Source organism: Streptomyces sp. STAM6, from assembly GCF_054963715.1.
This window is the reverse complement of the sequence record NZ_JBUEFZ010000003.1, coordinates 409785-434425: the sequence shown is the minus strand read 5'-3', so window position 1 is coordinate 434425 and position 24641 is coordinate 409785. Positions and strand designations below refer to the sequence as shown.

The 24641-nt window shown below is 71.3% G+C and carries 21 protein-coding genes; 5 read left to right on the top strand and 16 right to left on the bottom strand.

The window, feature by feature from the left end; all coding sequences use genetic code 11:
* Window positions 1-36: 36 nt before the first annotated feature.
* The 4 genes from ACY34K_RS06680 to ACY34K_RS06665 all read right to left on the bottom strand — a co-directional run bounded on the left by ACY34K_RS06680 (window position 37) and on the right by ACY34K_RS06665 (window position 3829).
* The gene (locus ACY34K_RS06680) at window positions 37-1125 is read right to left on the bottom strand and encodes a branched-chain amino acid aminotransferase (RefSeq protein WP_462744714.1); all 1089 of its coding nucleotides are present in this window, start codon (window positions 1123-1125) and stop codon (window positions 37-39) included.
* 264 nt (window positions 1126-1389) lie between these two features.
* Window positions 1390-2430: a 3-isopropylmalate dehydrogenase gene (locus ACY34K_RS06675; RefSeq protein ID WP_462744713.1), complete on the bottom strand. Its 1041-nt coding sequence runs from the start codon at window positions 2428-2430 to the stop codon at window positions 1390-1392.
* A 139-nt stretch (window positions 2431-2569) separates the two neighbouring features.
* Window positions 2570-2704 (bottom strand): hypothetical protein, encoded by a 135-nt coding sequence (locus ACY34K_RS06670; protein ID WP_462744711.1) that lies wholly within the window; start codon window positions 2702-2704, stop codon window positions 2570-2572.
* Between the two features lie 174 nt (window positions 2705-2878).
* A complete protein-coding gene (locus ACY34K_RS06665) occupies window positions 2879-3829 on the bottom strand; it encodes a LysR family transcriptional regulator (protein ID WP_462744709.1) in 951 nt (316 codons plus the stop codon).
* Window positions 3830-3924: 95 nt separating this feature from the next.
* Between ACY34K_RS06665 and ACY34K_RS06660 the strand changes: the two genes are divergently transcribed.
* Entirely contained in the window at window positions 3925-4923 is a 999-nt protein-coding gene (locus ACY34K_RS06660) for an NADP-dependent oxidoreductase (protein WP_462744707.1), read from the top strand.
* Window positions 4924-5036: 113 nt separating this feature from the next.
* On the opposite strand, the gene ACY34K_RS06655 is transcribed toward ACY34K_RS06660, so the two are convergent.
* The 5 genes from ACY34K_RS06655 to ACY34K_RS06635 form a co-directional block, all read right to left on the bottom strand.
* Complete coding sequence (locus ACY34K_RS06655) at window positions 5037-5582, bottom strand: GNAT family N-acetyltransferase (protein ID WP_462744705.1); 546 nt, start codon at window positions 5580-5582, stop codon at window positions 5037-5039.
* Window positions 5583-5654: 72 nt separating this feature from the next.
* On the bottom strand, window positions 5655-6047 hold the full coding sequence (locus ACY34K_RS06650; protein ID WP_462744703.1) for a hypothetical protein: 393 nt from the start codon (window positions 6045-6047) through the stop codon (window positions 5655-5657).
* A gap of 123 nt (window positions 6048-6170) precedes the next feature.
* Window positions 6171-7208, bottom strand: coding sequence for a S1 family peptidase (locus ACY34K_RS06645; RefSeq protein ID WP_462744701.1), 1038 nt, complete (start codon window positions 7206-7208; stop codon window positions 6171-6173).
* A 167-nt stretch (window positions 7209-7375) separates the two neighbouring features.
* Entirely contained in the window at window positions 7376-9007 is a 1632-nt protein-coding gene (pruA, locus tag ACY34K_RS06640; protein ID WP_462744699.1) for an L-glutamate gamma-semialdehyde dehydrogenase, read from the bottom strand.
* 42 nt (window positions 9008-9049) lie between these two features.
* Entirely contained in the window at window positions 9050-9976 is a 927-nt protein-coding gene (locus ACY34K_RS06635) for a proline dehydrogenase family protein (protein ID WP_462744697.1), read from the bottom strand.
* Window positions 9977-10161: 185 nt separating this feature from the next.
* Between ACY34K_RS06635 and ACY34K_RS06630 the strand changes: the two genes are divergently transcribed.
* Window positions 10162-11448, top strand: a complete 1287-nt coding sequence (locus tag ACY34K_RS06630; protein WP_462744695.1) for a PucR family transcriptional regulator — start codon at window positions 10162-10164, stop codon at window positions 11446-11448.
* A gap of 3 nt (window positions 11449-11451) precedes the next feature.
* On the opposite strand, the gene ACY34K_RS06625 is transcribed toward ACY34K_RS06630, so the two are convergent.
* The 7 genes from ACY34K_RS06625 to ACY34K_RS06595 all read right to left on the bottom strand — a co-directional run bounded on the left by ACY34K_RS06625 (window position 11452) and on the right by ACY34K_RS06595 (window position 21793).
* Entirely contained in the window at window positions 11452-12036 is a 585-nt protein-coding gene (locus ACY34K_RS06625; protein ID WP_462744693.1) for a TetR/AcrR family transcriptional regulator, read from the bottom strand.
* Between the two features lie 93 nt (window positions 12037-12129).
* Window positions 12130-13722 (bottom strand): phosphoglycerate dehydrogenase, encoded by a 1593-nt coding sequence (gene serA / locus ACY34K_RS06620; protein ID WP_462744691.1) that lies wholly within the window; start codon window positions 13720-13722, stop codon window positions 12130-12132.
* Between the two features lie 237 nt (window positions 13723-13959).
* Window positions 13960-14961 (bottom strand): ketol-acid reductoisomerase, encoded by a 1002-nt coding sequence (gene ilvC, locus ACY34K_RS06615; protein ID WP_462744689.1) that lies wholly within the window; start codon window positions 14959-14961, stop codon window positions 13960-13962.
* A 116-nt stretch (window positions 14962-15077) separates the two neighbouring features.
* A complete protein-coding gene (gene ilvN / locus ACY34K_RS06610) occupies window positions 15078-15602 on the bottom strand; it encodes an acetolactate synthase small subunit (protein WP_019889675.1) in 525 nt (174 codons plus the stop codon).
* A gap of 26 nt (window positions 15603-15628) precedes the next feature.
* Window positions 15629-17488, bottom strand: coding sequence for an acetolactate synthase large subunit (locus ACY34K_RS06605; RefSeq protein ID WP_462744686.1), 1860 nt, complete (start codon window positions 17486-17488; stop codon window positions 15629-15631).
* A gap of 213 nt (window positions 17489-17701) precedes the next feature.
* Window positions 17702-20536 carry a putative bifunctional diguanylate cyclase/phosphodiesterase gene (locus tag ACY34K_RS06600; RefSeq protein WP_462744684.1) on the bottom strand — a complete coding sequence of 945 codons (2835 nt, stop codon included), beginning with the start codon at window positions 20534-20536 and terminating at the stop codon, window positions 17702-17704.
* A 306-nt stretch (window positions 20537-20842) separates the two neighbouring features.
* Complete coding sequence (locus ACY34K_RS06595) at window positions 20843-21793, bottom strand: 2-hydroxyacid dehydrogenase (RefSeq protein WP_462744682.1); 951 nt, start codon at window positions 21791-21793, stop codon at window positions 20843-20845.
* Between the two features lie 76 nt (window positions 21794-21869).
* Between ACY34K_RS06595 and ACY34K_RS06590 the strand changes: the two genes are divergently transcribed.
* The 3 genes from ACY34K_RS06590 (at window position 21870) to ACY34K_RS06580 (ending at window position 24591) form a co-directional block, all read left to right on the top strand.
* Window positions 21870-22898 carry an aldo/keto reductase gene (locus ACY34K_RS06590; RefSeq protein WP_462744680.1) on the top strand — a complete coding sequence of 343 codons (1029 nt, stop codon included), beginning with the start codon at window positions 21870-21872 and terminating at the stop codon, window positions 22896-22898.
* 291 nt (window positions 22899-23189) lie between these two features.
* A complete protein-coding gene (locus ACY34K_RS06585; protein ID WP_462744678.1) occupies window positions 23190-24338 on the top strand; it encodes a PQQ-dependent sugar dehydrogenase in 1149 nt (382 codons plus the stop codon).
* A gap of 13 nt (window positions 24339-24351) precedes the next feature.
* A complete protein-coding gene (locus tag ACY34K_RS06580; protein ID WP_462744676.1) occupies window positions 24352-24591 on the top strand; it encodes a DUF6191 domain-containing protein in 240 nt (79 codons plus the stop codon).
* Window positions 24592-24641 lie beyond the last annotated feature (50 nt).

Sequence of the window (24641 nt, the reverse complement as noted above, 5' to 3'; positions counted from 1 at the left end):
GCTCCGCGGACCGGGGCCGGGCATGTCGGCGAGCGTTCAGCCGATCCGGTGCGTCCAGCCGTGGACGTCCTCCGCCGCGCCGGTCTGGATGTCCAGCAGCGCCTTGCGGAGCTTGAGCGTGACCTCGCCCGGCTTGCCGTCGGACTGGGTCCACTCGCCGCCCTGGGACTTCACCACGCCGACCGGCGTGATGACCGCGGCGGTGCCGCAGGCGAAGACCTCGGTGAGGGTGCCGTTCTCGCTGTCGCGCCGCCAGTCGTCGATGGAGATCCGGCCCTCCTCGGACGTGTAGCCGAGGTCCTTGGCGAGGCGGAGCAGCGAGTCGCGGGTGATGCCGGCCAGCAGCGAGCCCGTCAGCTCGGGCGTGACGATCTTGTTCCCGTACACGAAGTACAGGTTCATGCCGCCGAGCTCCTCGACCCACTTGTGCTCGACCGCGTCGAGGTAGGCGACCTGGTCACAGCCCTTCTCGGCGGCCTCGGCCTGGGCGAGCAGCGACGCGGCGTAGTTGCCGCCGGTCTTGGCGAAGCCGATGCCGCCGGGGACCGCGCGGACGCGGTCCTCGGACAGCCAGATCGAGACGGGCTTCACGCCACCGGGGAAGTACGCCCCGGCGGGCGAGGCGATCACGATGAAGAGGTACTCGTTGGCCGGGCGGACGCCCAGCCCGATCTCATTGGCGATCATGAAGGGGCGCAGGTACAGCGACTCCTCGCCACCGTGCGGCGGGACCCAGGCCTCGTCCTGCCGGACCAGCGCGTCGCAGGCCGCGACGAACGTCTCGATCGGCAGCTCCGGCATGGCGAGACGGCGCGCCGAGATCTGGAAGCGCTCGGCGTTGGCCTCGGGGCGGAACATGGCGACGGAACCGTCGGGGCGGCGGTAGGCCTTCAGTCCCTCGAAGATCTCCTGCGCGTAGTGCAGGGTCATGTTCGCCGGGTCCATCGCCAGCGGCGCGTACGGCGTGAGCTGCGCGTCGTGCCAGCCCCGGCCCTCGGTCCACTTGATCGTCACCATGTGGTCGGTGAAGTGGCGGCCGAACCCGGGGTTGGCCAGGATCGCCTCGCGCTCCGCGTCGGACAGCGGGTTCGAGGAGGGCTTGAGCTCGATCGTGGGCGTCGTCATGAGTGCTTTGTCCTTCACCGTGTGGTTGTGACGGACCGCGCCCACGCCTAGTACTGCTAGGACGTCCGAGCTTTCCCGCATGCCGCGGCCCCGCGTTCGATTATCGCCCGCGAGGCGCCGTGCGCGAAACAGTCGGGAAGCGGGCACGGGGAAGGCATGACCGCGGTCCAGGGGTTGATGGTGGCACCCGCGGCCGCACAGGAGAAGCCGCCGGGTGCGGTGTGCGACCCGGCGGCTGTGTTCAGAGAAGGTTCAGTCGGCGGGTCAGCTCGCTACTCGTACCGCGAGCGCGTCGCCGATCTCGTCCGTCGTGCGGACCGAGTCGCCGCGCTCCGCGAGATCCACGGAGACGGCGTCCTCGATGCGGGTCGCCTCGGTCTCGTAGCCGAGGTGGCGCAGCATGAGGGCGACGGAGAGGACCGTGGCGGTCGGATCGGCCTTGCCCTGGCCCGCGATGTCCGGCGCCGAGCCGTGGACCGGCTCGAACATGGACGGGAACTCGCCGCCGGGGTTGATGTTGCCGGAGGCGGCGACGCCGATGCCGCCGGAGACGGCCGCGGCGAGGTCGGTGATGATGTCGCCGAAGAGGTTGTCGGTGACGATCACGTCGAACCGCTCGGGCTGCGTGACGAGGAAGATCGTCGCCGCGTCCACGTGCAGGTAGTCGGTGGTGACCTCGGGGTACTCCTCGGCCACCTTGTTGAAGATGTTGGTCCACAGGTGACCGGCGAAGGTCAGCACGTTGTTCTTGTGGACCAGGGTGAGCTTCTTGCGCGGGCGGGCCTGGGCGCGGGCGAAGGCGTCGCGGACCACGCGCTCGACGCCGAAGGCGGTGTTGACCGAGACCTCGGTGGCCACCTCGTGCGGGGTGCCGGTGCGGATGGAGCCGCCGTTGCCGGTGTACGGGCCCTCGGTGCCCTCACGGACCACGACGAAGTCGATCTCCGGCTGGCCGGCCAGCGGGGTGGAGACCCCCGGGAGCAGCTTGCTCGGGCGGAGGTTGACGTGGTGGTCGAAGAGGAAGCGCAGCTTGAGCAGGAATCCGCGCTCCAGGACGCCGGACGGGACCGAAGGGTCGCCGATCGCGCCGAGCAGGATCGCGTCGTGCTGCTTGAGCGCCGCGACGTCGGCGTCGGTGAGGGTCTCACCGGTGGCGTGGTAGCGCCGGGCACCGAAGTCGAACTCCTTGGTCTCCAGCTTCACATCCTGCGGGAGAACGGAGCGAAGGACCTTGAGGCCCTGGGTCACGACCTCCTGGCCGATGCCGTCACCGGGAACCACTGCGAGATTGATGCTGCGAGACATGTCGGCACCCTACTCTCCGTCCCAGTGCATGACACCGGTGGTCCACCATATGGACGGCTCGTGTTCCGGTCGGACGGTCGGACGGCCCGAGCGGACGGTCGGACGGCCCGAGCGGACGGTCGGACAGGAGGACGGGACGTCAGTGACCCGTGGAGCCGCCGTTGTCCCTGCGGTCGAGAGCGCGCTGCAGGGCGGCGGCGGCATTCTTGCGCTCGGTGTCGGTGGGGCGCGCGGCGGAGTGGCGGACGCGACGGCGGGCGGTCTCAGCGGCCATGGTGATCGACTCCTTGAGATCAAAAGGGATCTGCGAGGCGCCGGAAGGGGCGGGGAGCGGTGCCGCAGGGGTTGCCTGCGCCGGGGCACTGCGCTCACGACCGCCATTCGCTGGATGGAGCGAGACGTTCGGCTCCTACAAAGCTAAGCGAGGGACGCGCCCCTGTCTCCACAATTACTCGGACTTCCTACTATCTGAGACGGAGCCGGGGCCCGACGGCGGCAAAGCATGACGAAGTTCGCGGATCAGCGCCCGGACGGAGACGGCCCGCGCCAGCTCGGGGGTGGTCACATAGCCCACGGAACGCGTCGGGCGCTCCGGTCCGAGATCGGTGATCTCGACCGAGGGCGGTGCTCCGGTGAGCGAGAGGCTCGGCATGACCGCCATGCCGAAACCACTGCTCACCATCGAGAGCACCGCTCCGTCGTCCTCCGCCTCGACCGTGGCCGGGGGCAGCCAGTCCTGCCGCGCCCACCATGCGCGGGTGTACGAGGTGCAGTTCTCCGGCCAGTCGACGAGAGGCAGCGACCGCGGCGAGCCGGAGGCGTCCCCTCCACGAGCGGGACCGGGAGCCCGCGGCAGGCCGGCCGGGTGCACGAGGGCGTATCCCTCCTCGAACAGCACTCCCCCGACCAGCTCGGCCGGCACCGGCGAAGACGTGCCGATCGTGGCGATACCGACGTCGGCCCGGCCCTCCAGCACCTCGCCCGCCGTGCCGGGGCCCACCTCCCGGACGATCCGCACCTGCGGCTCGACACCGGGGTGACGGCGCACCAGCCGCTCCAGGACCGGCGGCAGCAGATACAGCGCCGCACTCCGGAAGGCCGCGATCCGCAACGTCCCCCCGGCCGTCCCCCCGGCCGCGCCCCGCACTTCCGCGCCCATCACGTCCAGCAGCCGCAGCACCCGCCGGGCGTGGGCCACCGCCCGCTCGCCGGCGGCCGTCGGCCGGGCGCCCTGCCGGCCCCGGTCGAAGAGGACCGCGCCGAGCTTGCGTTCGGTGCCGCGGACCGAGTGCGAGACGGCGGACTGCGTCATGCCGAGCGCCACGGCCGCGGCCGAGAACCCCCGCTCCCGCTCCACGGCGACGAGCACGCGCAGCTCCTTGGGCGCCAGATCGGGCACCTGTTCTCCTTCTATGAGAGCCGTTCATGGATGACGGCCGTTCCATCGACGGAACCTACTGCCCGGCCGGGCACCCGCGCTCGTACGGTCCCGGCATGAACAGCATCACCGTGCGCCAGATCGCCCGCCCCGACGGCTTCCCCACCCCCGACCACTTCGCCTTCGTGGAGGGCCCGGTCCCCGAACCCGCCCCGGGCACGGCCCTCGTCGAGAACCTCCTGTGGTCCGTGGACCCCTACCACCGGGAAGCCATGGACTCCGACGAGCTGTGGGCCCTGAACGCCCCGATGGAGGGCCGCACGATCGGCCGGGTCACCGCCACCCGCCACCCCGGCCTCGCCGAGGGCGACCTGGTGTTCCACCGCCTCGGCTGGCGCACCCACGCCCTGGTGACGCCGGGCCGGGACGGTGCCCGCAAGCTGCGCCGCCACGACGGCGTGCCGCTCTCCGCCCACCTCTCGCTGCTCGGCGGCACGGGGCTCACGGCGTACGCCGCGCTCACTCGCACCCTGCGGCTCCAGCGGGGCGAGGACCTGTTCGTCTCGGCGGCGGCGGGCGGTGTCGGTACGGCGGCCGGCCGCATCGCCCGGCTGCTGGGCGCCGGACGGCTGATCGGCAGCGCCGGCTCGGCCGCCAAGGTCAGACACCTGACCGAACACATCGGCTTCGACGCGGCCTTCGACTACCACGACGGCCCGGTGGGCGAGCTGCTGGCCGCGGCGGCGCCCGACGGCATCGACGCGTACGTCGACAACGTCGGCGGCGAGCACCTGGCGGGCGCGATCGGCGCCCTGAGGGAGTTCGGGCGGATCGCGTGGGTGGGCGCGGTGGCGCAGTACAACAGCGCCGGGGCACCGGCCGCACCGCGCAACCTCTTCGACATCGTGGCGAAGTCACTGCGCCTGGAAGGCGTGATGGTGCGCAACCACGGGGACCTGCAGGAGGAGTTCGAGGACTTCCTGGTGCCGCACCTGCGGTCCGGGCGGGTACGGCCCGACGAGACGGTGGTGGCCGGCTTCGAGCGGATCGTGGACGCCTTCCTGGGCATGCTGCGCGGTGAGAACACCGGGAAGATGCTGGTCGCCCGCGACTGAGACCACCGCCGCTCCGGGGAGTGCCCGTTGCCCGCGAAGTGGCACCGGGCCCGCCGGCGGGGCGGGCCCGGTGCCGGCCTTCCGCCGGCCGGACGGGACTTGGCGGACCCGGCCTACAGCACGTCGCCGTCGCGCCAGTCGAACAGCAGCGCCCCGGCGTCGGCCGCCGGCAGCGGCCTGCCGGACGCCGGGCGCAGATACGTGCTGTCCTCCTCGTCCGGGAGGTGCTCCACGCCATCGGGGCCGTACGTCTCCACCCGGCCGTTCCACAGCTGCCAGCCGCGCGCCCGATAGAGCTCGGCGCCGTCGTCGGAGGCGGACAGCGCGCCGAACGCGTACGCCCCGTCGACGACTTCCTCCAGGGCGGCCATGACCCGGCCGCCTAGACCCTGCCTGCGGCGGTCGGAGCGCACCGCGACGGCCTCCACATAGCCGACCCGGTACGCCCGGCCGGCGTGCACCACACGGCGCATGATCACACTGCCGTGCGCGGCGATGCCCTCGTCGTCCTCGATGAAGGCATGGACACCGCCGAGGCCGTGGTCCCAGTCCTCGTCGCCGAAGTCGCCGTCGAAGGCGGCGTCCAACAGGGCGCGGATCGCGGTGAGTTCGCCAGATGTCAGCTCATAGGTGTGAGCGGTGCGCAGCGAGTCGGTCATACCACCCACTGTCTCAGGCGGCGGGCACGGGCCGGTGGCCGGGTGGGCGGACGCGCGCCCGTGCCGGCACGCTCAGAGCCGGCCGCCGCTGAGGCGGGAGAGCGGACCGCGCTGCCGCAGCCCCGCGCGGCGGCCGAGTGCGTAGGAGCCGGCCACGGCGGACGCGACACCGGCGCCCGCGCCGGCCACGATGGCCTTGCGGGCCTTGAACAGCGTCCACACGATGCCCGCCTTGCCCGCGGTGGCGCCGGCGGCCTTGGTGGCGGTCCGCCGGACGGCGCCGACCGCGACCCTGGCCTTCGCGGCACCCGCCGCGCCGGCGCCCCTCGCGGATTCGGCGGCCGACTTGCCGGTGTCCTTGGCGGACTCGGCGGCCGACTTGCCGGTGTCCTTCGCGGACTCGGCGGCGTCCCGGGCGCGTTCCTTCGTCGTCGTACCTGTCTGGGTCCTCTTCGTCTCTGCCATGGCGGGCGTGTAACCGGTCAACACCCGCACAAACACGTCCCTTCGAGACGGTTCCTGCCCGTGGCGCGCCGATCACCTCGGTGACCTCGTCACACACGGGCAGGACCGGGCCGGATTTTCCTGTCAGTAGACGCTGACGCCGTAGGCGCTCAGCGCCTCCCGTACCGGCTGGTGGATGGCCGAGCCGTTGGTGCCCGTGCAACCGGAGCTGCCGGAGTGGATGCCGAGGGCGACGGAGCCGGCGAAGTGGGCCCCGCCGCTGTCCCCGCCGGCCGAGCAGGCGGTCGTCCGGACCATGCCGTAGACCGGGCCGTCGCTGTAGTTGACGGTGACGTTCACGGCCGTGACGGTGCCGCTGGTCACCTTGGTGGTGGAGCCGCTCTTGCGGATGGCCTGGCCGACGACGGCGTCGGCGGCGGAAGAGATGTCCTGGAAGCCGCCGTTGTACAGATTGACACTGCCGGGCGTGCCGGCGGTGTTGGTGTACCGCACGATCCCGTAGTCGTTGGTCGGGAAGCTCGTGCCCTCGCGCACGCCGATCTGCGCCCCGCCGGAGGTCGCCGACCAGGTGGCGGCCGCGTTGGTGCAGTGGCCGGCCGTGAGGAAGTACTTGGTCGAGCCCTTCTGGACGTTGAAGGCGGCCGAGCAGCGGTAGCCGCCGCCGTGGATGGCGTCGCCGCCGGCGACCTCGCGGGTGAGGGTGCCGGGGACGCGGGTGATGCGGACGGCCCCGCCCAGGGAGGCGGCGACCCTGCGCAGCCGCGCCATGTCGCGGGCCGAGACGGATTGGTCGGCCTCGACGGCGATCTGGTTGGTGCGCGGGTCCAGGCCCCAGGAGGTGCCGGGGATCTTCGCCCGGGATTCCAGCGCGGCCGTGGCGGCGTCCAGCTGGGCGGCACTGCGCTCGACGAGCCGCGGTGTGGCCCCTGCGGCACGGGCTCGCTCGGCGGCCGCTTCGGTGGTGACGGTGACGATCAGTTGGCCGGTTCCGGCGTCCAGGTAGGTGCCGGCGCTGTCGGCGCCGAGCTGCCGCTCGACGGCGGAGTCGAGGGCGTGGAGATCGGTCGAGCCGGCGGCTCCGGCAGGGGTGGCGCCGAAGCCGAGGGATCCGGCGACGAGCAGGATGGACAGGCCTGTGCGCGCACGGGTTGTGCGTCTCATGACAGGGGTCTCCTTCATCGGTGACGTGTGGGGACGTACCGGTGAATGAATTTGTCATGTACACCACTAGGACACAAGGGGCGTGCGCGGCCGTGCATGAATACCGCCCCCGACCGGCGTGGGGGCCGGAGGGGGGCGGTGCGGAGGGGGCCGGGAGGCCGGGGGCGTCAGCCCATGTGCGGGTAGCCGTACTCGGTCGGCGGCACCAGCGTCTCCTTGATGGCGCGGGTCAGCGTCCAGCGCATCAGGTTCTGCGGCGCACCGGCCTTGTCGTTGGTGCCGGAGGCACGGCCGCCGCCGAAGGGCTGCTGGCCGACGACGGCGCCGGTCGACTTGTCGTTGATGTAGAAGTTGCCCGCGGCGTACCGCAGCTTCTCCATCGTGTGAGCGGCGGCGGCACGGTCATTGGCGATGACCGAGCCGGTCAGCGCGTACGCAGACACCGACTCCATCTGCTCCAGCATCTCGTCGTACTTGTCGTCCTCGTAGACGTGGACGGCCAGGAACGGGCCGAAGTACTCGGTCGTGAAGACCTCGTTCTCGGCGTCCGTGCACTCGACGACGGTGGGGCGGATGAAGTAGCCGACCGAGTCGTCGTAGGTGCCGCCGGCGACGATCGTGCAGGCCGGGTCCTCCTTGGCGCGGTCGATCGCGGCCTTGACCTTGGCGAAGGCCCGCTCGTCGATGACGGCGCCGATGAAGTTGGTCAGGTCGGTGACGTCACCCATCCGGATGCCGTCGACCTCGGCCGCGAACTCCTCCTTGAAGCCGGAGTTCCAGATCGACGCCGGGATGTAGGCGCGCGAGGTGGCCGAGCACTTCTGGCCCTGGAACTCGAAGGAGCCGCGGGTCAGCGCGGTCTTCAGGACGGCACGGTCGGCGCTCGGGTGCGCGACGACGAAGTCCTTGCCGCCCGTCTCGCCGACGATGCGCGGGTAGGAGCGGTACTTCTCGATGTTGTTGCCGACCGTCTTCCACAGGTGCTGGAAGGTCTTGGTCGAGCCGGTGAAGTGGATACCGGCGAGGTCCGGGTGGTTCAGGGCCACCTCGGAGACGGCGATGCCGTCGCCCGTCACCAGGTTGATGACGCCCTTGGGCAGGCCGGCCTCCTCCAGCAGCTCCATGAGCAGCACGGCGGCGTGGGTCTGCGTCGGGGACGGCTTCCACACCACCACGTTGCCCATCAGGGCGGGGGCGGTCGGCAGGTTGCCCGCGATGGCCGTGAAGTTGAACGGCGTGATCGCGTAGACGAAGCCCTCCAGCGGGCGGTGGTCCAGGCGGTTCCACACGCCCGGGGAGTTCGCCGGAGGCTGCTCGGCGAGCAGGTCACGGGCGTACTTGACGTTGAAGCGCCAGAAGTCGACAAGCTCGCACGGGGTGTCGATCTCGGCCTGCTGGGCGGTCTTGGACTGGCCGAGCATGGTGGAGGCGGCCAACGTCTCGCGCCACGGGCCCGCCAGCAGCTCGGCGGCCCGCAGGATGATCGCGGCACGGTCGTCGAAGGACATCGCGCGCCAGGCCGGGGCGGCGGCCAGGGCCGCGTCGATGGCGTCCTGCGCGTCCGCCTGCGTGGCACCGCGGAACGTGCCGATGACGGCCTGGTGGTTGTGCGGCTGGACGACCTTGAACTCCTCACCGCCGCCCATGCGCTTGACGCCACCGATGGTCATCGGCAGGTCGATGGGGTTCTCGGCCAGCTCCTTGAGCTTGGCCTCCAGACGGGCGCGCTCGGCCGAACCGGGGGCGTAGCCGTGCACCGGCTCGTTGACCGGGGCGGGGACCTGGGTCACAGCGTCCATGAGTTCCGTATCTCCTTAGGGGGGTCGGGGGAGGCGGGTTGCTCAGCCCTTGGTGAGGATGGAGCGGGCGAAGAAGAGCAGGTTGGCCGGCTTCTCCGCGAGGCGGCGCATGAAGTACCCGTACCAGTCGGTGCCGTAGGCGGTGTAGACCCGCATCCGGTGGCCCTCGGCGGCGAGCCGCACGTGCTCGTCGCTGCGGATCCCGTACAGCATCTGGAACTCGTACTCGTCCAGTTTGCGCCCCGCGCGGCGGGCGAGCTCCTGGGTGACGGCGATGAGCCGAGGGTCGTGGGACCCGATCATCGGGTAGCCCTCGCCCTCCATCAGGATCTTCAGGACGCGGACGTAGGCCTTGTCGATCTCGGCCTTGTCCTGGAGGGCGACGGAGGAGGGCTCCTTGTACGCGCCCTTCACGATGCGGACCCGGCTGCCGTTCGCGGCGAGGCGGCGGGCGTCCTCCTCGGTGCGGAACAGGTACGCCTGGATCACGCAGCCGGTCTGCGGGAAGTCCTTCCGCAGCTCCTCGTGGATGGCGAACATCGAGTCGAGGGTGGTGTGGTCCTCCGCGTCCAGTGTGACCGTGGTGCCGATCCTGGCCGCGGCCTCGACGACCGGGCGGACATTGGCGAGCGCCAGCTCGTGGCCGCCCTCCAGCGCTTGGCCGAACATCGACAGCTTGACCGACATCTCGGCCTTCTCACCGAAGCCCAGCCCCTCGAGGTGCTCGATCAGCTCCAGGTAGGCGTCCCGCGCGGCGAAGGACTGCTCGCGCGTGGTGATGTCCTCGCCCACGACGTCCAGGGTGACCTCCAGGCCCTTGCCGATGGCGTCCTTCACGATCGGCACGACCTGCTGGACGGTCTCTCCGGCGATGAACCGGGCGACGACCTGCTTGGTGCCCGGCGCGGCAGAGACAAAGCGTCGCATCCGGTCGCTGCGCGACGCTGCGAGGATCACGGGACCCAGCACGGGGCACCTCCACGGAACAAGGGGTTGAAGGGGGCCGGATCCGAACGAATCGGGAACGGCACGGAGAACCACCGTGAAACCTAAGGATCGCTCCGATCGTCGGCCATCGACAGCTGTCACGCATCCGTGCCCCCCATCTCAGACATCTGTCTGAAGCGCGGCCGGGTCGGTGCGAGAATGGCCGGGTGAAGGGCGATTACCAGGACCTGGTCGACGAGATCTCGGCGCTGCTCGGCGCCCCCGCGACGCTGGAGAACCGGGACTTCGGACTGATCGCCTTCGGCGCCCACGACAGCGATGACGACACCGCCATGGACCCGGTCCGGACCCGCTCGATCCTGACCCGCACGTCCACCCCGGCGGTCCGTGCCTGGTTCGAGGGGTTCGGGATCACCCGGGCCACCGGCCCGGTCCGCATCCCGGCCGCCCCCGACGCGGGCGTCTACCGCGACCGGATCTGTCTGCCCGTACGCCACCGGGGCGTCGTCCTCGGGTACGTCTGGCTCCTCGACGCCGACCCGGGCCCCTCCCCCGACCGGCTGACGGCGGCCATGGAGGTGGCGGCCCGGATCGGAGCGCTGCTCGCCGACGAGGAGCGGGCGGGCGCTGACCTCTCCCGTGAGCTGCGCGCGGTCCTGACCGCCGAGCGCGGCTGGCAGTACGACATGGCGCTGGCCCCGCTGCGCACCGCGCTGGGCCCGGGTGCGGACGGGCTGCACGCCCTGGTGTGCGTCGCCCCCTGGCCGGGCGGCGACAGCCCCTCGGTCCGTACGGCTCCGGGGGCGGCCGCCCTGTGCACGGTGCCGTGGACGACTCAGGCGCCCTCCGGGGCCCCGGGCGATGGGCCGGCCCCGTCGGACACGCCGGGCGCGGCCGGCCCGCACGCGCTGGCCGCCCTGATCCGGCTGCGCTCGGCGGACAGCCCGGCCCCTGCCCTCACCGCGGCGAGCCGTCTGCGTGACGCGGCGCTGGCGCCGGGCACTCCTGCCGCCCCGGGACCGGCGGTCTCCGGCGCCGCGGGCCCGGGTACGGCCGGAAAGGGCACCGGCCTGCCCGTCGCGGGGATCGCGGACCCGCGTACCGGCCTGGCCGACCTCGGCGCCGCCTGGCGGGAGGCGGTGTCGGCGGCCCGCGCGGCCGCCGCCGAGCCCCGGCTCGGGCCACTGGCCCCGTGGTCGTCGATCGGTCCGTACCGGCTGCTCACGGCGCTCCCCGCGGGCCCCGACCAGGATGCGGCCGTCCGTCCGCTGCTCGCCCCGGCCCACTCGGAACTGGCCAGGACCGCCGAGGTGTTCCTCGACAGCGCGGGCCAGGCGGGGCGCACCGCCGCGAACCTGGGCATCCACCGCCAGACCCTGTACTACCGGCTGTCGCGCGTCGAACAGCTCACCGGCCTGGACCTGGACGAGGGTGAGGACCGGCTGCTGCTGCACATGGCCCTGAAGGGCGCGCGGCTCCGGCGCACCCGGTGACCGTCAGGGTGTTTCGTCGCCCATCAGCGCCCTGAGGCCCGCCGTTAGGTCGTCGGCGGACGGCGCGCTCTCCGGGTCGACCATCCACTGGATCATCACGCCCACCACCAGCGCCTGGCAGAGCAGTCCGGCCACCCGGGCCTTCTCCGGGTCGGCCGCCGGGTCGAGGCCCAGCAGGGCCTGGGCCATGCCGAGACGCCCCTCGCGCTGCGGCTCCTTGATCGCCTCACGGAGCTTCTCGTCGTTCTCCAGCCGGGTCACCACCTCCAGCTGGAGCTTCCACAGCGGCCGGCTCTCCTCCGCGGTCGCGATGACCTGTTCCCAGACCCGGTGGAACCTCTCGTACGGGTCGGCCGGCGGCTCCGCTCCGTCACCGCCCGGCCCGGCCGGGCCGACGGCGTTCCCCCACTCCTCCGTCACGGCCAGGAACGCCTGGTTGAGGAGGGCCTCCTTGGAGCCGTAGTGGTAGCCGATGGAGGCCAGATTGGTGCCGGAGGCGGCGACGATGTCCCGCGCGGTCGTCCGGGCGTACCCCTTCTCCAGCAGGCAGCGCTTGGCGCCTTCCAGCAGATCTTCGCGGTGTCCCATGAACGCAGCGTACCCGGCATTCATACGTCCGTGTAAGACGCATGTCTGAATGCCGGGTACGAGCGTGTGTGTGCCGGGGGTGTGCCGGGCGTGTCAGTCCGTGAGGTTGACCGAGCGGACCGACGTCGCGCCGACCTCCTCGGCGAGCTCCGCCAGGACCGGCGCCGGAACCGTGTCGTCCACGGTCAGGACGGCGAGCGCCTCGCCGCCCTCCTCCGAACGGGCCACCTGCATACCGGCGATGTTCAGACCGGCCTCACCGAGGATGCGGCCGACGGTGCCGACGACACCGGGACGGTCCTCGTACCGCAGGACGACCATGTGCTCGGCGAGCGCGAGGTCCACGTCGTAGTCACCGACGGCGACGATCTTCTGAAGATGCTTGGGGCCGGCCAGGGTGCCGGAGACCGAGACCTCCTCGCCGCCCGAGAGCGTGCCGCGCACGGTGACCACATTGCGGTGGTCGGGCGACTCGCTGCTCGTGGTCAGGCGCACCTCGACACCGCGCTCCTGCGCGAACAGCGGGGCGTTGACGTACGACACGGTCTCGTCGACGACGTCCTCGAACACGCCCTTGAGCGCGGAGAGTTCGAGCACCTTGACGTCGTGCTGGGTGATCTCGCCGTACACCTCGACGTCGAGACGGACCGCGACCTCGCCCGCCAGCGCGGTGAAGATCCGGCCGAGGCGCTCGGCGAGCGGCAGACCCGGCTTGACGTCCTCGGCGATGACGCCGCCCTGGACGTTGACCGCGTCCGGGACCAGCTCACCGGCGAGCGCGAGGCGCACCGAGCGGGCGACGGCGATACCCGCCTTCTCCTGGGCCTCGTCCGTGGACGCGCCGAGGTGCGGGGTGCAGACGACCTGGTCGAGCTCGAACAGCGGGGAGTCCGTGCAGGGCTCCTTGGCGTACACGTCCAGACCCGCGCCGGCGACCCGGCCTTCCTTGAGAGCGGAGAACAGCGCCGCCTCGTCCACGATCCCGCCGCGCGCGGCGTTGACGATGCGGACGGTCGGCTTGACCTTGTGCAGCGCCTCGTCGCCGATCAGGCCGAGCGTCTCGGGGGTCTTCGGGAGGTGCACGGTGATGAAGTCGGAGACCTCCAGCAGCTCGTCCAGGGAGAGCAGCTTGACGCCCATCTGCGCGGCACGGGCCGGCTGGACGTAGGGGTCGTACGCCACGATCTTCATACCGAAGGCCGACATGCGCTGGGCGACCAGGACGCCGATGCGGCCGAGGCCGACGACACCGAGGGTCTTCTCACTGAGCTCGACGCCCGTGTACTTGCTGCGCTTCCACTCGCCGTTCTTCAGCGCCGTGTTGGCCTGCGGGATGTTCCGCGCGGTGGCGATCAGCAGACCGCAGGCGAGCTCGGCGGCGGTCACGATGTTGGACGTCGGCGCGTTGACGACCATCACGCCGGCCTTGGTGGCGGCGGAGACGTCGACATTGTCGAGACCCACACCGGCGCGGGCGACGACCTTCAGCTTGTTCGCCGCCGCGATGGCCTCGGCGTCGACCTTGGTGGCGGAACGGACGAGGATGGCGTCCACATCGGCGACGGCGGGCAGCAGCTCGTCGCGGTCGGCGCCGTTGCAGTGCCGGATCTCGAAGTCCGGCCCCAGCGCGTCGACGGTGGCGGGCGACAGCTCTTCAGCGATGAGTACGACAGGTTTCGAGCTCACGTGAGTCCTCACAAGTCCAGTGCGGACGGCCGTCCCGACGGCCGCAGGCGGTGGAGGGGGCTTGCCGCGTGGAAGACGCACGACGCTGTGGGCCTGACGCGTATGTATTCAGAAGTGTAGTGGGGGTGGGGCACATCTTTTCCGCCATGGCGGAAGGATCACCCTTCCGTGGTTGGACTGGGTGTCCAACGCGCGGGGCGGGCCCGGACGAATGTCCGGACCCGCCCCGCGGAGGGCTTACGCCTCCTCGCTGTCCACCCAGCTCATGAGCTTGCGCAGCTCCTTGCCGGTGGTCTCCAGCAGGTGCTCGGAGTCCTGCGTCTTGTACTCGTCGTACTTCTTCAGACCGCCGTGGTACTCCTCCATCCAGTTCTTGGCGAACGTGCCGTCCTGGATCTCGGCGAGGACCTTCTTCATCTCGGCCTTGGTCTGGTCGGTGATGATGCGCGGGCCCGTGATGTAGTCGCCCCACTCGGCGGTCTCGGAGACCGACCAGCGCATCTTCTCCAGGCCGCCCTCGTACATCAGGTCCACGATCAGCTTCAGCTCGTGGAGGCACTCGAAGTACGCGATCTCCGGCTGGTAGCCGGCCTCGACCAGGGTCTCGAAGCCCGCCTTGACCAGGGCGCTGGCGCCGCCGCACAGCACGGCCTGCTCGCCGAACAGGTCGGTCTCGGTCTCCTCGGTGAAGGTCGTCTTGATGACGCCCGCGCGGGTGCCGCCGATGGCCTTGGCGTACGACAGCGCCAGCTTGAAGGCCTCGCCGGTGGCGTCCTGCTCGACGGCGGCGATCGCCGGGACGCCGCGGCCCTCCTCGTACTGGCGGCGGACCAGGTGGCCCGGGCCCTTCGGGGCGACCAGGGCGACGTCGACACCGGCCGGGGGCTTGATGAAGCCGAAGCGGATGTTGAAGCCGTGGGCGAAGAACAGCGCGTTGCCGTCCTTCAGGTTGTCCTTGATGGACTCCTCGTAGACCTTCGCCTGGATCGGGTCCGGGATCAGAACCATGATCACGTCGGCCTCGGCGGCGGCCTCCGCCGGCGTGACCACGCGCAGGCCCTGCTCCTCGGCCTTCGCCTTGGACTTGGAGCCCTCGTGCAGACCGACGCGGACGTCGACACCCGAGTCACGGAGCGACAGCGCGTGGGCGTGGCCCTGGCTGCCGTAACCGATCACCGCGACCTTGCGGCCCTGGATGATGGACAGGTCGGCGTCGTCGTCGTAGAACAGCTCGGCCACTGGGTCTCTCCTATGTGTGCTGGTGTTGCGTCCCACCGTACGGTGGGAGGGGATGAGGAAGTTGGGGGGTCTCGCTCCGCGGAACGGCCGCCCGGCCGGATCGCGTCGCCGTCCGGCTACGCGGAACGGTCCAGGGCACGCAGCGAACGGTCCGTGATGGACCGGGCACCACGCCCTATGGCGATCGTGCCGGACTGGACGAGCTCCTTGATGCCGAACTGCTCCAGCATCTTCAGCATGGCGTCGAGCTTGTCACTCGAACCGGTGGCTTCGATCGTGACCGCCTCGGGCGAGACGTCCACGGTCTTGGCGCGAAACAGCTGGACGATCTCGACGATCTGGGAGCGGGTCTCGTTGTCGGCGCGGACCTTCACCAGCACGAGCTCGCGCTGGATCGCGGCGCTGGGCTCGAGTTCGACGATCTTCAGGACGTTGACCAGCTTGTTGAGCTGCTTGGTCACCTGCTCCAGCGGCAGGTCCTCGACATTGACCACGATGGTGATGCGGGAGATGTCGGGGTGCTCGGTGACACCGACGGCGAGCGAGTCGATGTTGAAGCCGCGGCGGGAGAACAGGGCGGCGATCCGGGCGAGGATGCCGGGCGTGTTCTCCACCAGGACGGAGAGCGTGTGCTTGGACATGTCTGTCGTACCTCTTCCTACGGCTCTCAGTCGTCTTCGTTGTCGCCGAAGTCGGGGCGGACGCCGCGGGCGGCCATGACCTCGTCGTTGGAGGTGCCGGCGGCGACCATGGGCCACACCTGGGCGTCCTCGTGGACGATGAAGTCGATGACCACGGGGCGGTCGTTGATGGCGTTCGCCTCCTGGATGACCTTGTCCAGGTCATCCGGGTGCTCGCAGCGGATCGCGACGCAGCCCATGGCCTCGGACAGCTTGACGAAGTCCGGGACCCGGGTGCCCGCGCTGGGCTGCTTGCCGTCCGCGTCCGGGCCGGAGTGCAGGACGGTGTTGGAGTAGCGCTGGTTGTAGAAGAGGGTCTGCCACTGGCGGACCATCCCGAGCGCGCCGTTGTTGATGATGGCGACCTTGATGGGGATGTTGTTCAGCGCGCAGGTGACCAGTTCCTGGTTGGTCATCTGGAAGCAGCCGTCGCCGTCGATCGCCCAGACCGTGCGGTCCGGCATGCCCGCCTTGGCGCCCATGGCGGCGGGCACGGCGTATCCCATCGTCCCGGCGCCACCGGAGTTCAGCCAGGTGGCCGGCTTCTCGTAGTCGATGAAGTGGGCGGCCCACATCTGGTGCTGGCCGACGCCCGCGGCGTAGATGGTGCCCTCGGGGGCCAGCTGGCCGATGCGCTGGATGACCTGCTGCGGCGAGAGGCTGCCGTCCTCCGGCTGGTCGTAGCCCAGCGGGTAGGTCTCGCGCCAGCGGTTGAGGTCCTTCCACCAGGCGGTGTAGTCACCGGCGTTGCCGTCGGTGTGCTCGGCCTGGACGGCCTGGACCAGGTCGGCGATGACCTCGCGGGCGTCACCGACGATCGGCACGTCGGCGGCGCGGTTCTTGCCGATCTCGGCCGGGTCGATGTCCGCGTGGACGATCTTGGCGAACGGGGCGAAGCTGTCGAGCTTGCCGGTGACGCGGTCGTCGAAGCGGGCGCCGAGGGCGACGATCAGGTCGGCCTTCTGCAGGGCGGTGACGGCGGTGACACTGCCGTGCATGCCGGGCATGCCGACGTGCAGCGGGTGGCTGTCGGGGAACGCGCCGAGCGCCATCAGCGTCGTCGTCACCGGCGCCTGGGTCAGCTCGGCGAGGACCTTCAGCTCGGCGGTGGCGCCGGCCTTCAGGACGCCGCCGCCGACGTACAGCACGGGCCGCTTGGCCTGCGTGATCAGCTTGGCGGCCTCACGGATCTGCTTGGCGTGCGGCTTGGTCACCGGCCGGTAGCCGGGCAGGTCCTGCTGCGGCGGCCAGCTGAACGTGGTCTTGGCCTGCAGGGCGTCCTTGGAGATGTCGACCAGGACCGGGCCGGGGCGGCCGGTGGAGGCGATGTGGAACGCCTCGGCGATCGTCCGCGGGATGTCGTCGGCGTTGGTGACCAGGAAGTTGTGCTTGGTGATCGGCATGGTGATGCCGCAGATGTCCGCCTCCTGGAAGGCGTCCGTACCGATCGCCTTGGAGGAGACCTGCCCGGTGATGGCGACCAGCGGGACGGAGTCCATGTGCGCGTCGGCGATCGGCGTGACCAGGTTGGTGGCGCCCGGGCCGGAGGTGGCCATGCAGACGCCGACCTTGCCGGTGGCCTGCGCGTAACCGGTCGCGGCGTGGCCGGCGCCCTGCTCGTGACGGACCAGGACGTGGCGGACCTTGGTGGAGTCCATCATCGGGTCGTAGGCGGGGAGGATCGCGCCGCCGGGAATGCCGAATACCGTCTCGGCCCCGACTTCCTCGAGAGAGCGGATGAGGGACTGCGCACCCGTGACGTGCTCAACGGTGGCGGAAGACTGTCCGCCGGTACGGGCCCGCGGCTGCGGATGGTGGGCCCCGGTGGCCTGCTCGGTCATCGGCATTCTCTTCTCGAAGCTGAGGGTTTTCGCGAGGGTTTAGCGGGTTTGGCAGGTGCCAGTGCAACAAAAAACCCCTCGTGCCGTGAGGCAAGCGAGGGGAGCGCGCCGGTGTGGGTCTGCAGGGCCGTCATGCAGCCGTGCTCAGCCGACGCGCTTTCCAAGTACGAGAATTCGGGTGCGCATGGCAATGACCCTCCCCCCGGCGCACCACCAGTGTCAAGTGGGTGGGACGCGAGTCTCATTATGTGAGCGCATCGAGGGAAGCGTCCCACCGCTGAGGACGGGCAGCGCGACCCCTCCGGGCACGGGGAACTCACCCCTGACCAGGGACCGGCGCAGCCGGTACTCGTCGAGGGGTCCCGAGAAGGCCATCCCCTGACCATGCGTGCATCCCATCGCGCGCAGCGCCAGCACCTGCTCCGGCACGTCGACGCCGTCGGCCACCGACTGCATGCCGAGGTCGCAGGCGATACGGAGCAGCCCGCTGGTGATCTTGTGCAGCCGGGCGGACTCGACCACACCTTCGACCAGACCTCTGTCCAGTTTCAGTATGTCCACGGGAAGCCGTCGCAGCGCGTTGATCGCGGCATATCCGCTGCCGAAACCGTCCAGAGCGATACGAACGCCGAGCCGCCGCAGGGCCACCAGGCGCTGTTCCAGCTCGTCGAACGAGATACGAGGGTCACTGTCGGCCAGCTCGATGATCAGGGCACCCGAGGGCAGCTCGTGCCTGGTCAGCAGGGCTTCGACGGTACTGAGGGGCATGGACTTGTCGAGCAGCCGGCGGGCGGGGAGCCGGATGGTGACGGGGGCCTGGTGGCCGAGTCTGCTGCGCTCGGCGGCCTGCTCGACCGCTTCCTCCAGGAGCCGGCGGCCGAGGTCCGCCGCGCGCTCACCGTCCTCCGCGCCCCGCAGGAACTCGGCCGGGGTGAAGAGGATGCCCTGGGCCGAGCGCCAGCGCGCCTGGGCGGCCACGGCAGCGATCCGGCCGGTGGCGAGGTTCACCACGGGCTGGTGGAGCAGTGCGAACTCGCCGTCCTGGAGCGCGGTGCGGAGCCGGGTGGCCCGCTCCGTCTTCCGTACGACCTCGGCCTGCATCTGGGGGGCGTAGAGCTCGACCCGGTTCTTGCCGCCGGCCTTGGCGCGGTACATGGCGAGGTCGGCGTTGCGCAGGAGGTCCCCCGCGCTGATGCCGGGCTCCGCGAAGGCGACTCCGATGGAGGCGGCGACCCGGACCTCCTGGCCCTCGACGCGGTACGGCTGGGAGAGCGTGAGCCGGAGGCGGTCGGCGATCTCCTGTATCTGCGGCTCGCGGGCGGAGGCGTCCCGGCTGCCGTCGCCGAGGATCAGCGCGGCGAACTCGTCGCCACCGAGCCGGGCGGCGGTGTCCCCGGCCCGGACGGACTCCTGGAGCCGCCGGGCGGCCTGGATCAGCAGCTCGTCGCCGGCCTGGTGGCCGAGCCGGTCGTTGACGCCCTTGAAGCCGTCGAGGTCGATGAAGAGCACGGCCGTGCCGGAGTCCCCGGCCCGGCGCCCGCTGAGCGCCTGGCGGACCCGCTTGGTGAACAGGGCGCGGTTGGGCAGATCGGTGAGCGGGTCGTGCTCCGCGTTGTGCTGCAGCTGGGCCTGGAGGCGGACCCGCTCGGTGACGTCCCGGCTGTTGAAGATCAGGCCGCCCTGGTGGCGGTTGACGGTGGACTCGACGTTCAGCCATTCGCCGGTACCGGACCGGAAGCGGCACTCGATTCGGGTCGTCGGCTCCTCCGACGGAGGAGCGGCCAGAAACCGCCGCACCTCGTGGACCACGCCGCCGAGGTCCTCGGGGTGGATCAGGGAGGCCAGCTCGGAGCCGATGAGTTCGTCGGCCTCCCGCCCGTACACGCCGGAGGCCGCCGGGCTGACGTACCGCAGGACGCCGGTGGGCGCGGCGATCATGATGACGTCGCTGGAGCCCTGCACCAGGGACCTGAAGTGGTTCTCTTTCTGGGCCAGTTCGTGGGTGAGGGCGATGTTGTCGAGGAGCATGATGCCCTGGCGGACGACCAGGGCCAGCACGACCGTGCAGCCGGTGAACACCACCACCCTGTCCACCCGGCGGCCCTCGATGACGTTGTAGAGGATGCCCAGGGTGCACACGGCGGCGGCGAGGTACGGCGTGAGCGCGGCGAGTGAGCCGGCGATGGGGCGGCTGGGGTGGCGGATCCCGCGCGGCGGCGTGGCGGCTTCGGCCATGCGGCGCACCCCCCACGGCGCGTAGGCGAGGAGCAGCGAGCCGGCGAACCAGCCGGCGTCGAGCAGCTGTCCCGAGCGGTAGTTCTCGCGCAGCAGCGGTGAGGTGAACAGGGCGTCGCACAGCACGGTCAGCGCGAGGGCGGCGATGGCGGTGTGCACGGCCGAGCGATTGGCGTGCGAGCGCCGGAAGTGCAGCGCCAGCACCATGCTGACGAGCACGATGTCGAGCAGCGGGTACGCCAGCGACAGCGCGGCCCGGGCGACGCTCTCGCCCTCGAACCGCGTGGTGTGCGCGAGGGCGAGGCTCCAGGAGAGCGTGAGCAGGGAGCCGCCGATGAGCCAGGAGTCCAGCGCGAGGCAGACCCAGCCGGCCCGGGTCACCGGCCGCTTGGCGAGGACCAGCAGCCCGACGATGGCGGGCGGCGCGAAGAGCAGGAAGAACAGATCGGCGATGGAGGGGCTCGGCACCTCTTGGTCGAGGACGACCTCGTACCAGCCCCAGACGGTGTTCCCGGCGGCCGCCATCATGGAGGAGAAGGCGAAGAGCAGCCAGGCGGGCCGGAAGCGGCTGCCGCGCGCCCGTGCGTAGAGGAAGCACGAGACAGCGGCGATCAGGGCTGCGACGCTGAGGCCGAAGTCACCCATGATCGTTGCCAGTTCCTGTGATCCCCAGCCGACGGCTGCTCCGGCGGCATAACCTCCGCAGACGAGGGCGAGGAGGAACTGCCAGAGCAGTCCACGCCCGCCGCCTGAGGGTTTCCGGCCCGCGCCGTCGCCGGGGACGGGCCGCCTCTCGATGACCATGCCGGGGGCGGTCATCGGAACTCCCCGGCGACCGTGCCCGGACGGGCCGGGCGCCACGGTTTCCGCCGGATCGCGCTCGAGGATCGCGGCCGATTGCCCCGCCGCGTCGGATCGTTGCTCCATCGACCGTGCATCGCCCGTCGCCCCCCTCGGATTCTGATCGGCAATCACGTCGCTCCCCGGCGCCGTCCCGTGCTCGACGCGTCCCCCAGGTCGGGACGATACACCAGGATCGTCACTCAGGGACAGGGGTGATCTACGCTCCGTAACGATCATCGGTCTAATGGGCACACAGTGCAGGCATACCACTCCGTAGCGTGGCTACCCGGTGGTGAGTACCACGTTCCGCATCGGCGCCCCCTCGGCGAAGCGGGTGAGCTGGCCGGCGATGAGCCGCTTGGCGCGGGGCATGAACGCCGACGTGGGGCCGCCGACATGGGGGCTGATCAGCACACCGGGGGCGTGCCAGAGCGGATGTCCGGCCGGCAGCGGCTCGGGGTCGGTGACGTCCAGGGCGGCCGTGATCCGGCCGCTTTCGGCCTCGGCGAGGAGCGCCTTGGTGTCGACGACGGGCCCGCGCGCGACGTTCACCAGCAGGGCGCCGTCCTTCATCCGGGCGAGGAACTCGGCGTCGGCGAGGTGATGGGTGTCGGGGGTGAGGGGCGTCGACAGGACCACGACGTCGGCCTGCGGGAGGAGCTCGGGAAGGTGACTCAGGGCGTGCACCGGACCGCGCTCGGTGGTGCGCGCGGAGCGCGCGACGCGCTCGATCCGGGCGCATTCGAACGGAGTGAGCCGGTCCTCGATGGCCGCGCCGATCGAGCCGTACCCGACGATGAGGACGGACTTGTCGGCGAGCGCGGGGTAGAAACCGGTCCGCCACTCCCCCTTGTCCTGGCCGCGTACGAAGTGGGGGATGCCGCGCAGCGAGGCGAGGATCAGGGCGAGCGTGAGCTCGGCGGTGCTGGCCTCGTGCACGCCCTTGGCGTTGCACAGCCGCACACCGGGCGGCAGGTCACCGAGCCCCGGTGTCACGTGGTCGATGCCGGCGGAGAGGGTCTGGACGACCCGCACGGAGGTCATCGCCGCCAGCGGGCGTATCGCGGTCTCCGAGGGCTTCAGGTACGGGACGACGTAGAAGGCGCAGTCCGCGGGATCGGCCGGGAAGTCCGGGCCGCCGTTCCAGAAACGGTAGGTCAGGCCCGCATCGGCGGGGTCCGGGAGCCCCTCGATCTCGTCGGCGGGGAGCGGGAGCCATACATCAGCGGTCATGGTCAGGAGGCTATGCGAAGGCGGCCGGAACTCATTGGTTAGTTTTGGGGAGCGGCACAGGGAGGGGTACGGGGACTTGGAGCGCAGGACGATCGGGGCGACGGCGCTCGAGGTGGGTGCGATCGGCCTCGGCTGTATGCCGATGAGCTGGGCCTACAGCGCTTCCCAGCAGCGCGGGGACCGTTCCCTGCGCGCCGTGCACGCGGCGCTCGACGCCGGTGTCACCCTGCTCGACACGGCCGACATGTACGGGCCGTTCACCAACGAGCTGCTGCTGGGGCGGGTGCTCAGGGAGCGGCGCGCGGACGCGTTCGTGTCGACCAAGTGCGGGCTGCTGGTCGGGGAGCAGCACATCGTCGCGAACGGGCGGCCGGGCTATGTGCGGCGGGCGTGCGACGCGTCGCTGCGGCGGCTGCAGACCGATGTGATCGACCTGTATCAGCTGCACCGCGCCGACCCCGAGGTGCCGGTCGAGGAGACCTGGGGCGCGATGGCGGAGCTGGTGACCGCGGGCAAGGTGCGGGCCCTCGGGCTGTGCGCGATGGGGGCGCGGGTGTCGCGCCGGGTGGGCGCCGATCCCCGGCGGCGGGGGCCCGATCTGTACGAAGGAACGATCCGTCAGCTGGAGCGGGTGCAGCAGGTCTTCCCGGTGAGCGCGGTACAGGCGGAGCTGTCGGTGTGGTCGCCGGAGGCGCTGGCCCGGCTGCTGCCGTGGTGCGAGTCGCGGGGCGTGGGCTTCATGGCGGCGATGCCCCTGGGCAACGGCTTCCTCACCGGGACGCTGACGCCGGGGGGCGGTTTCGAGCCGGAGGACCTGCGGGCCCGGCACCCCCGGTTCACCGCCGAGATGATGGCGGCGAACCAGCCCGTGGTCGCGGGGCTGCGGCGGGTGGCCGAACGGCACGGCGGTGTCGCGGCCGGGGTCACTCCCGCGCAGGTGGCGCTGGCCTGGGCCCTGAGCCGCGGCCGGCACGTGGTGCCGGTGCCGGGCACCAAGCACGCGCGGTGGGCGGTGGAGAACGCCCGTGCGGCGGAGCTGACCCTGACGCCCGGGGACCTGGCGGAGATAGCCGCGCTGCCTCCGGCGCGGGGGTCGTGGGACTGATCCGGGGCGGCCGGTTCCTGGCCTCGCGGAGACGGGGGGGGGGAGGGGGCGGGACGCGGGCGGCCATGCGGGCGAGCGCGCGAGCGGAGACGCGGCGGGACACGGGCGGCCAGGCAGGCGGGCGCGAGCGGAGACGCGGCGGGACACGGGCGGTCGCGCGAGCGGAGGCCCGGGGGGGTGTGGATCTTCTTCCGGGGGGCGGACCGCGATCGGGCCGGGCGGTGTATCAAGGGTGGTAACGCAGCTCGCACCGCCGTGCTCGAAGGGATCAGAACTGTGCAACGTCCTGCTGTGACGGCCGTGTTGGCCGCTGCCGCGCTGGTGTTCGCGGCCGGGTGCTCCTCCGACGGGGGCGCACCGCCCGCCCAGGGCACGAGCGCGGCGTCGCCGCGGCCCCCGTCGGGGTCGCCCACGTCCGCCGCGCCCTCTCCCTCCGGGCCGCCGGCGAAGGGGTCGGTGAAGGTGGTCGGCACCCTCGCCGAGGGGCTGAAGTCGCCGTGGGGTGCGGCCGCGCTGCCCGACGGGGACCTGCTCGTCTCCTCGCGCGACGAGGGAACGATCACCCGGGTCGACGCCGAGAGCGGCAAGCAGACCGTGATCGGCTCGGTGCCGGGAGTGGCGCCGGGCGGCGAGGGAGGGCTGCTGGGGCTCGCGATCCCGCCGTCGTACGCCTCGGACCACCTGGTGTACGCCTACTTCACCACCGAGTCGGACAACCGCATCGCCCGCATGCTGTACGACGAGGGGAAACCGGCCGGGCAGCAGCTGGGGGCGCCCGACACGATCCTGCGCGGGATCCCCAAGGGCTCTGTCCACAACGGCGGGCGCATCGCGTTCGGCCCGGACAAGATGCTGTACGCGGGCACGGGCGAGACCGGTGAGACCGGGCTGGCACAGGACAAGGAGTCCCTGGGCGGGAAGATCCTGCGGATGACGCCGGACGGGCAGCCCGTGCACGGCAACCCCTCCGCGGACTCCGTGGTGTACAGCTACGGCCACCGCAACGTGCAGGGCCTGGCCTGGGACTCCGAGAAGCGGCTGTGGGCGGCCGAGTTCGGGCAGAACACCTGGGACGAGCTGAATCTGGTGGAGGCCGGCAAGAACTACGGCTGGCCGGAGGTGGAGGGCAAGGGCGGCAGGGCCGGTTTCGTCGATCCGGTGGCCCAGTGGAAGACCGCGGACGCCTCACCGAGCGGCATCGCGTACGCCCAGGGGTCGATCTGGATGGCGGGCCTGCGGGGCGAACGGCTCTGGCGCATTCCGCTCGCCGGGGCGGAACCTTCCGCGGCTCCCCAGCCGTTCCTGGAGGAGACACACGGCCGCCTGCGCACGGTGCTGGCGGCGGGTGGCGACAAGCTCTGGCTCGTCACCAGTGAGACGGACACCCGGGGCACACCCGAGCCCGGCGACGACAAGATCCTCCGGCTGGAGGTGAAGTGAGGGGCTGCGGCCAGTGTTCAACCTGATGGACGAGTTCTTCGCGCCCGGCCGCAAGCACACCGACGACGAGCGCCGGCGCCTGGAGCTGACCAGGGAGGACGCCGGCGACAACGATCCGGCGCGGGGCCCGATAGACCTCACCTCGGGCAAGGTGACGATACGGCTCGGCTCCTTGTCCGGCGGCGACGCGGCCGGACCGGCGGACGGCGGTCCGGCCGGCGACGGGCCGTCGGACGGCGCTGACGGCGGCTGACGGCGGCTGACGGCGGCTGACGGCGCCCGACGCTTCCTGGAGTCCGCGGC

What these genes read in the sequence shown, in the direction of transcription:
- pruA (WP_462744699.1), bottom strand. Translation starts at nt 9,007, where the DNA reads ATGGACGCTGTGACCCAGGTCCCCGCCCCGGTCAACGAGCCGGTGCAC.
- ilvN (WP_019889675.1), bottom strand. Translation starts at nt 15,602, where the DNA reads ATGTCCAAGCACACGCTCTCCGTCCTGGTGGAGAACACGCCCGGCATC.
- ACY34K_RS06650 (WP_462744703.1), bottom strand. Translation starts at nt 6,047, where the DNA reads ATGGCAGAGACGAAGAGGACCCAGACAGGTACGACGACGAAGGAACGC.
- ACY34K_RS06595 (WP_462744682.1), bottom strand. Translation starts at nt 21,793, where the DNA reads ATGACCGCTGATGTATGGCTCCCGCTCCCCGCCGACGAGATCGAGGGG.
- ACY34K_RS06655 (WP_462744705.1), bottom strand. Translation starts at nt 5,582, where the DNA reads ATGACCGACTCGCTGCGCACCGCTCACACCTATGAGCTGACATCTGGC.
- ACY34K_RS06660 (WP_462744707.1), top strand. Translation starts at nt 3,925, where the DNA reads ATGAACAGCATCACCGTGCGCCAGATCGCCCGCCCCGACGGCTTCCCC.
- ACY34K_RS06600 (WP_462744684.1), bottom strand. Translation starts at nt 20,536, where the DNA reads ATGACCGCCCCCGGCATGGTCATCGAGAGGCGGCCCGTCCCCGGCGAC.
- ACY34K_RS06645 (WP_462744701.1), bottom strand. Translation starts at nt 7,208, where the DNA reads ATGAGACGCACAACCCGTGCGCGCACAGGCCTGTCCATCCTGCTCGTC.
- ACY34K_RS06680 (WP_462744714.1), bottom strand. Translation starts at nt 1,125, where the DNA reads ATGACGACGCCCACGATCGAGCTCAAGCCCTCCTCGAACCCGCTGTCC.
- ACY34K_RS06675 (WP_462744713.1), bottom strand. Translation starts at nt 2,430, where the DNA reads ATGTCTCGCAGCATCAATCTCGCAGTGGTTCCCGGTGACGGCATCGGC.
- ACY34K_RS06625 (WP_462744693.1), bottom strand. Translation starts at nt 12,036, where the DNA reads ATGGGACACCGCGAAGATCTGCTGGAAGGCGCCAAGCGCTGCCTGCTG.
- ACY34K_RS06670 (WP_462744711.1), bottom strand. Translation starts at nt 2,704, where the DNA reads ATGGCCGCTGAGACCGCCCGCCGTCGCGTCCGCCACTCCGCCGCGCGC.
- ACY34K_RS06605 (WP_462744686.1), bottom strand. Translation starts at nt 17,488, where the DNA reads ATGCCGATGACCGAGCAGGCCACCGGGGCCCACCATCCGCAGCCGCGG.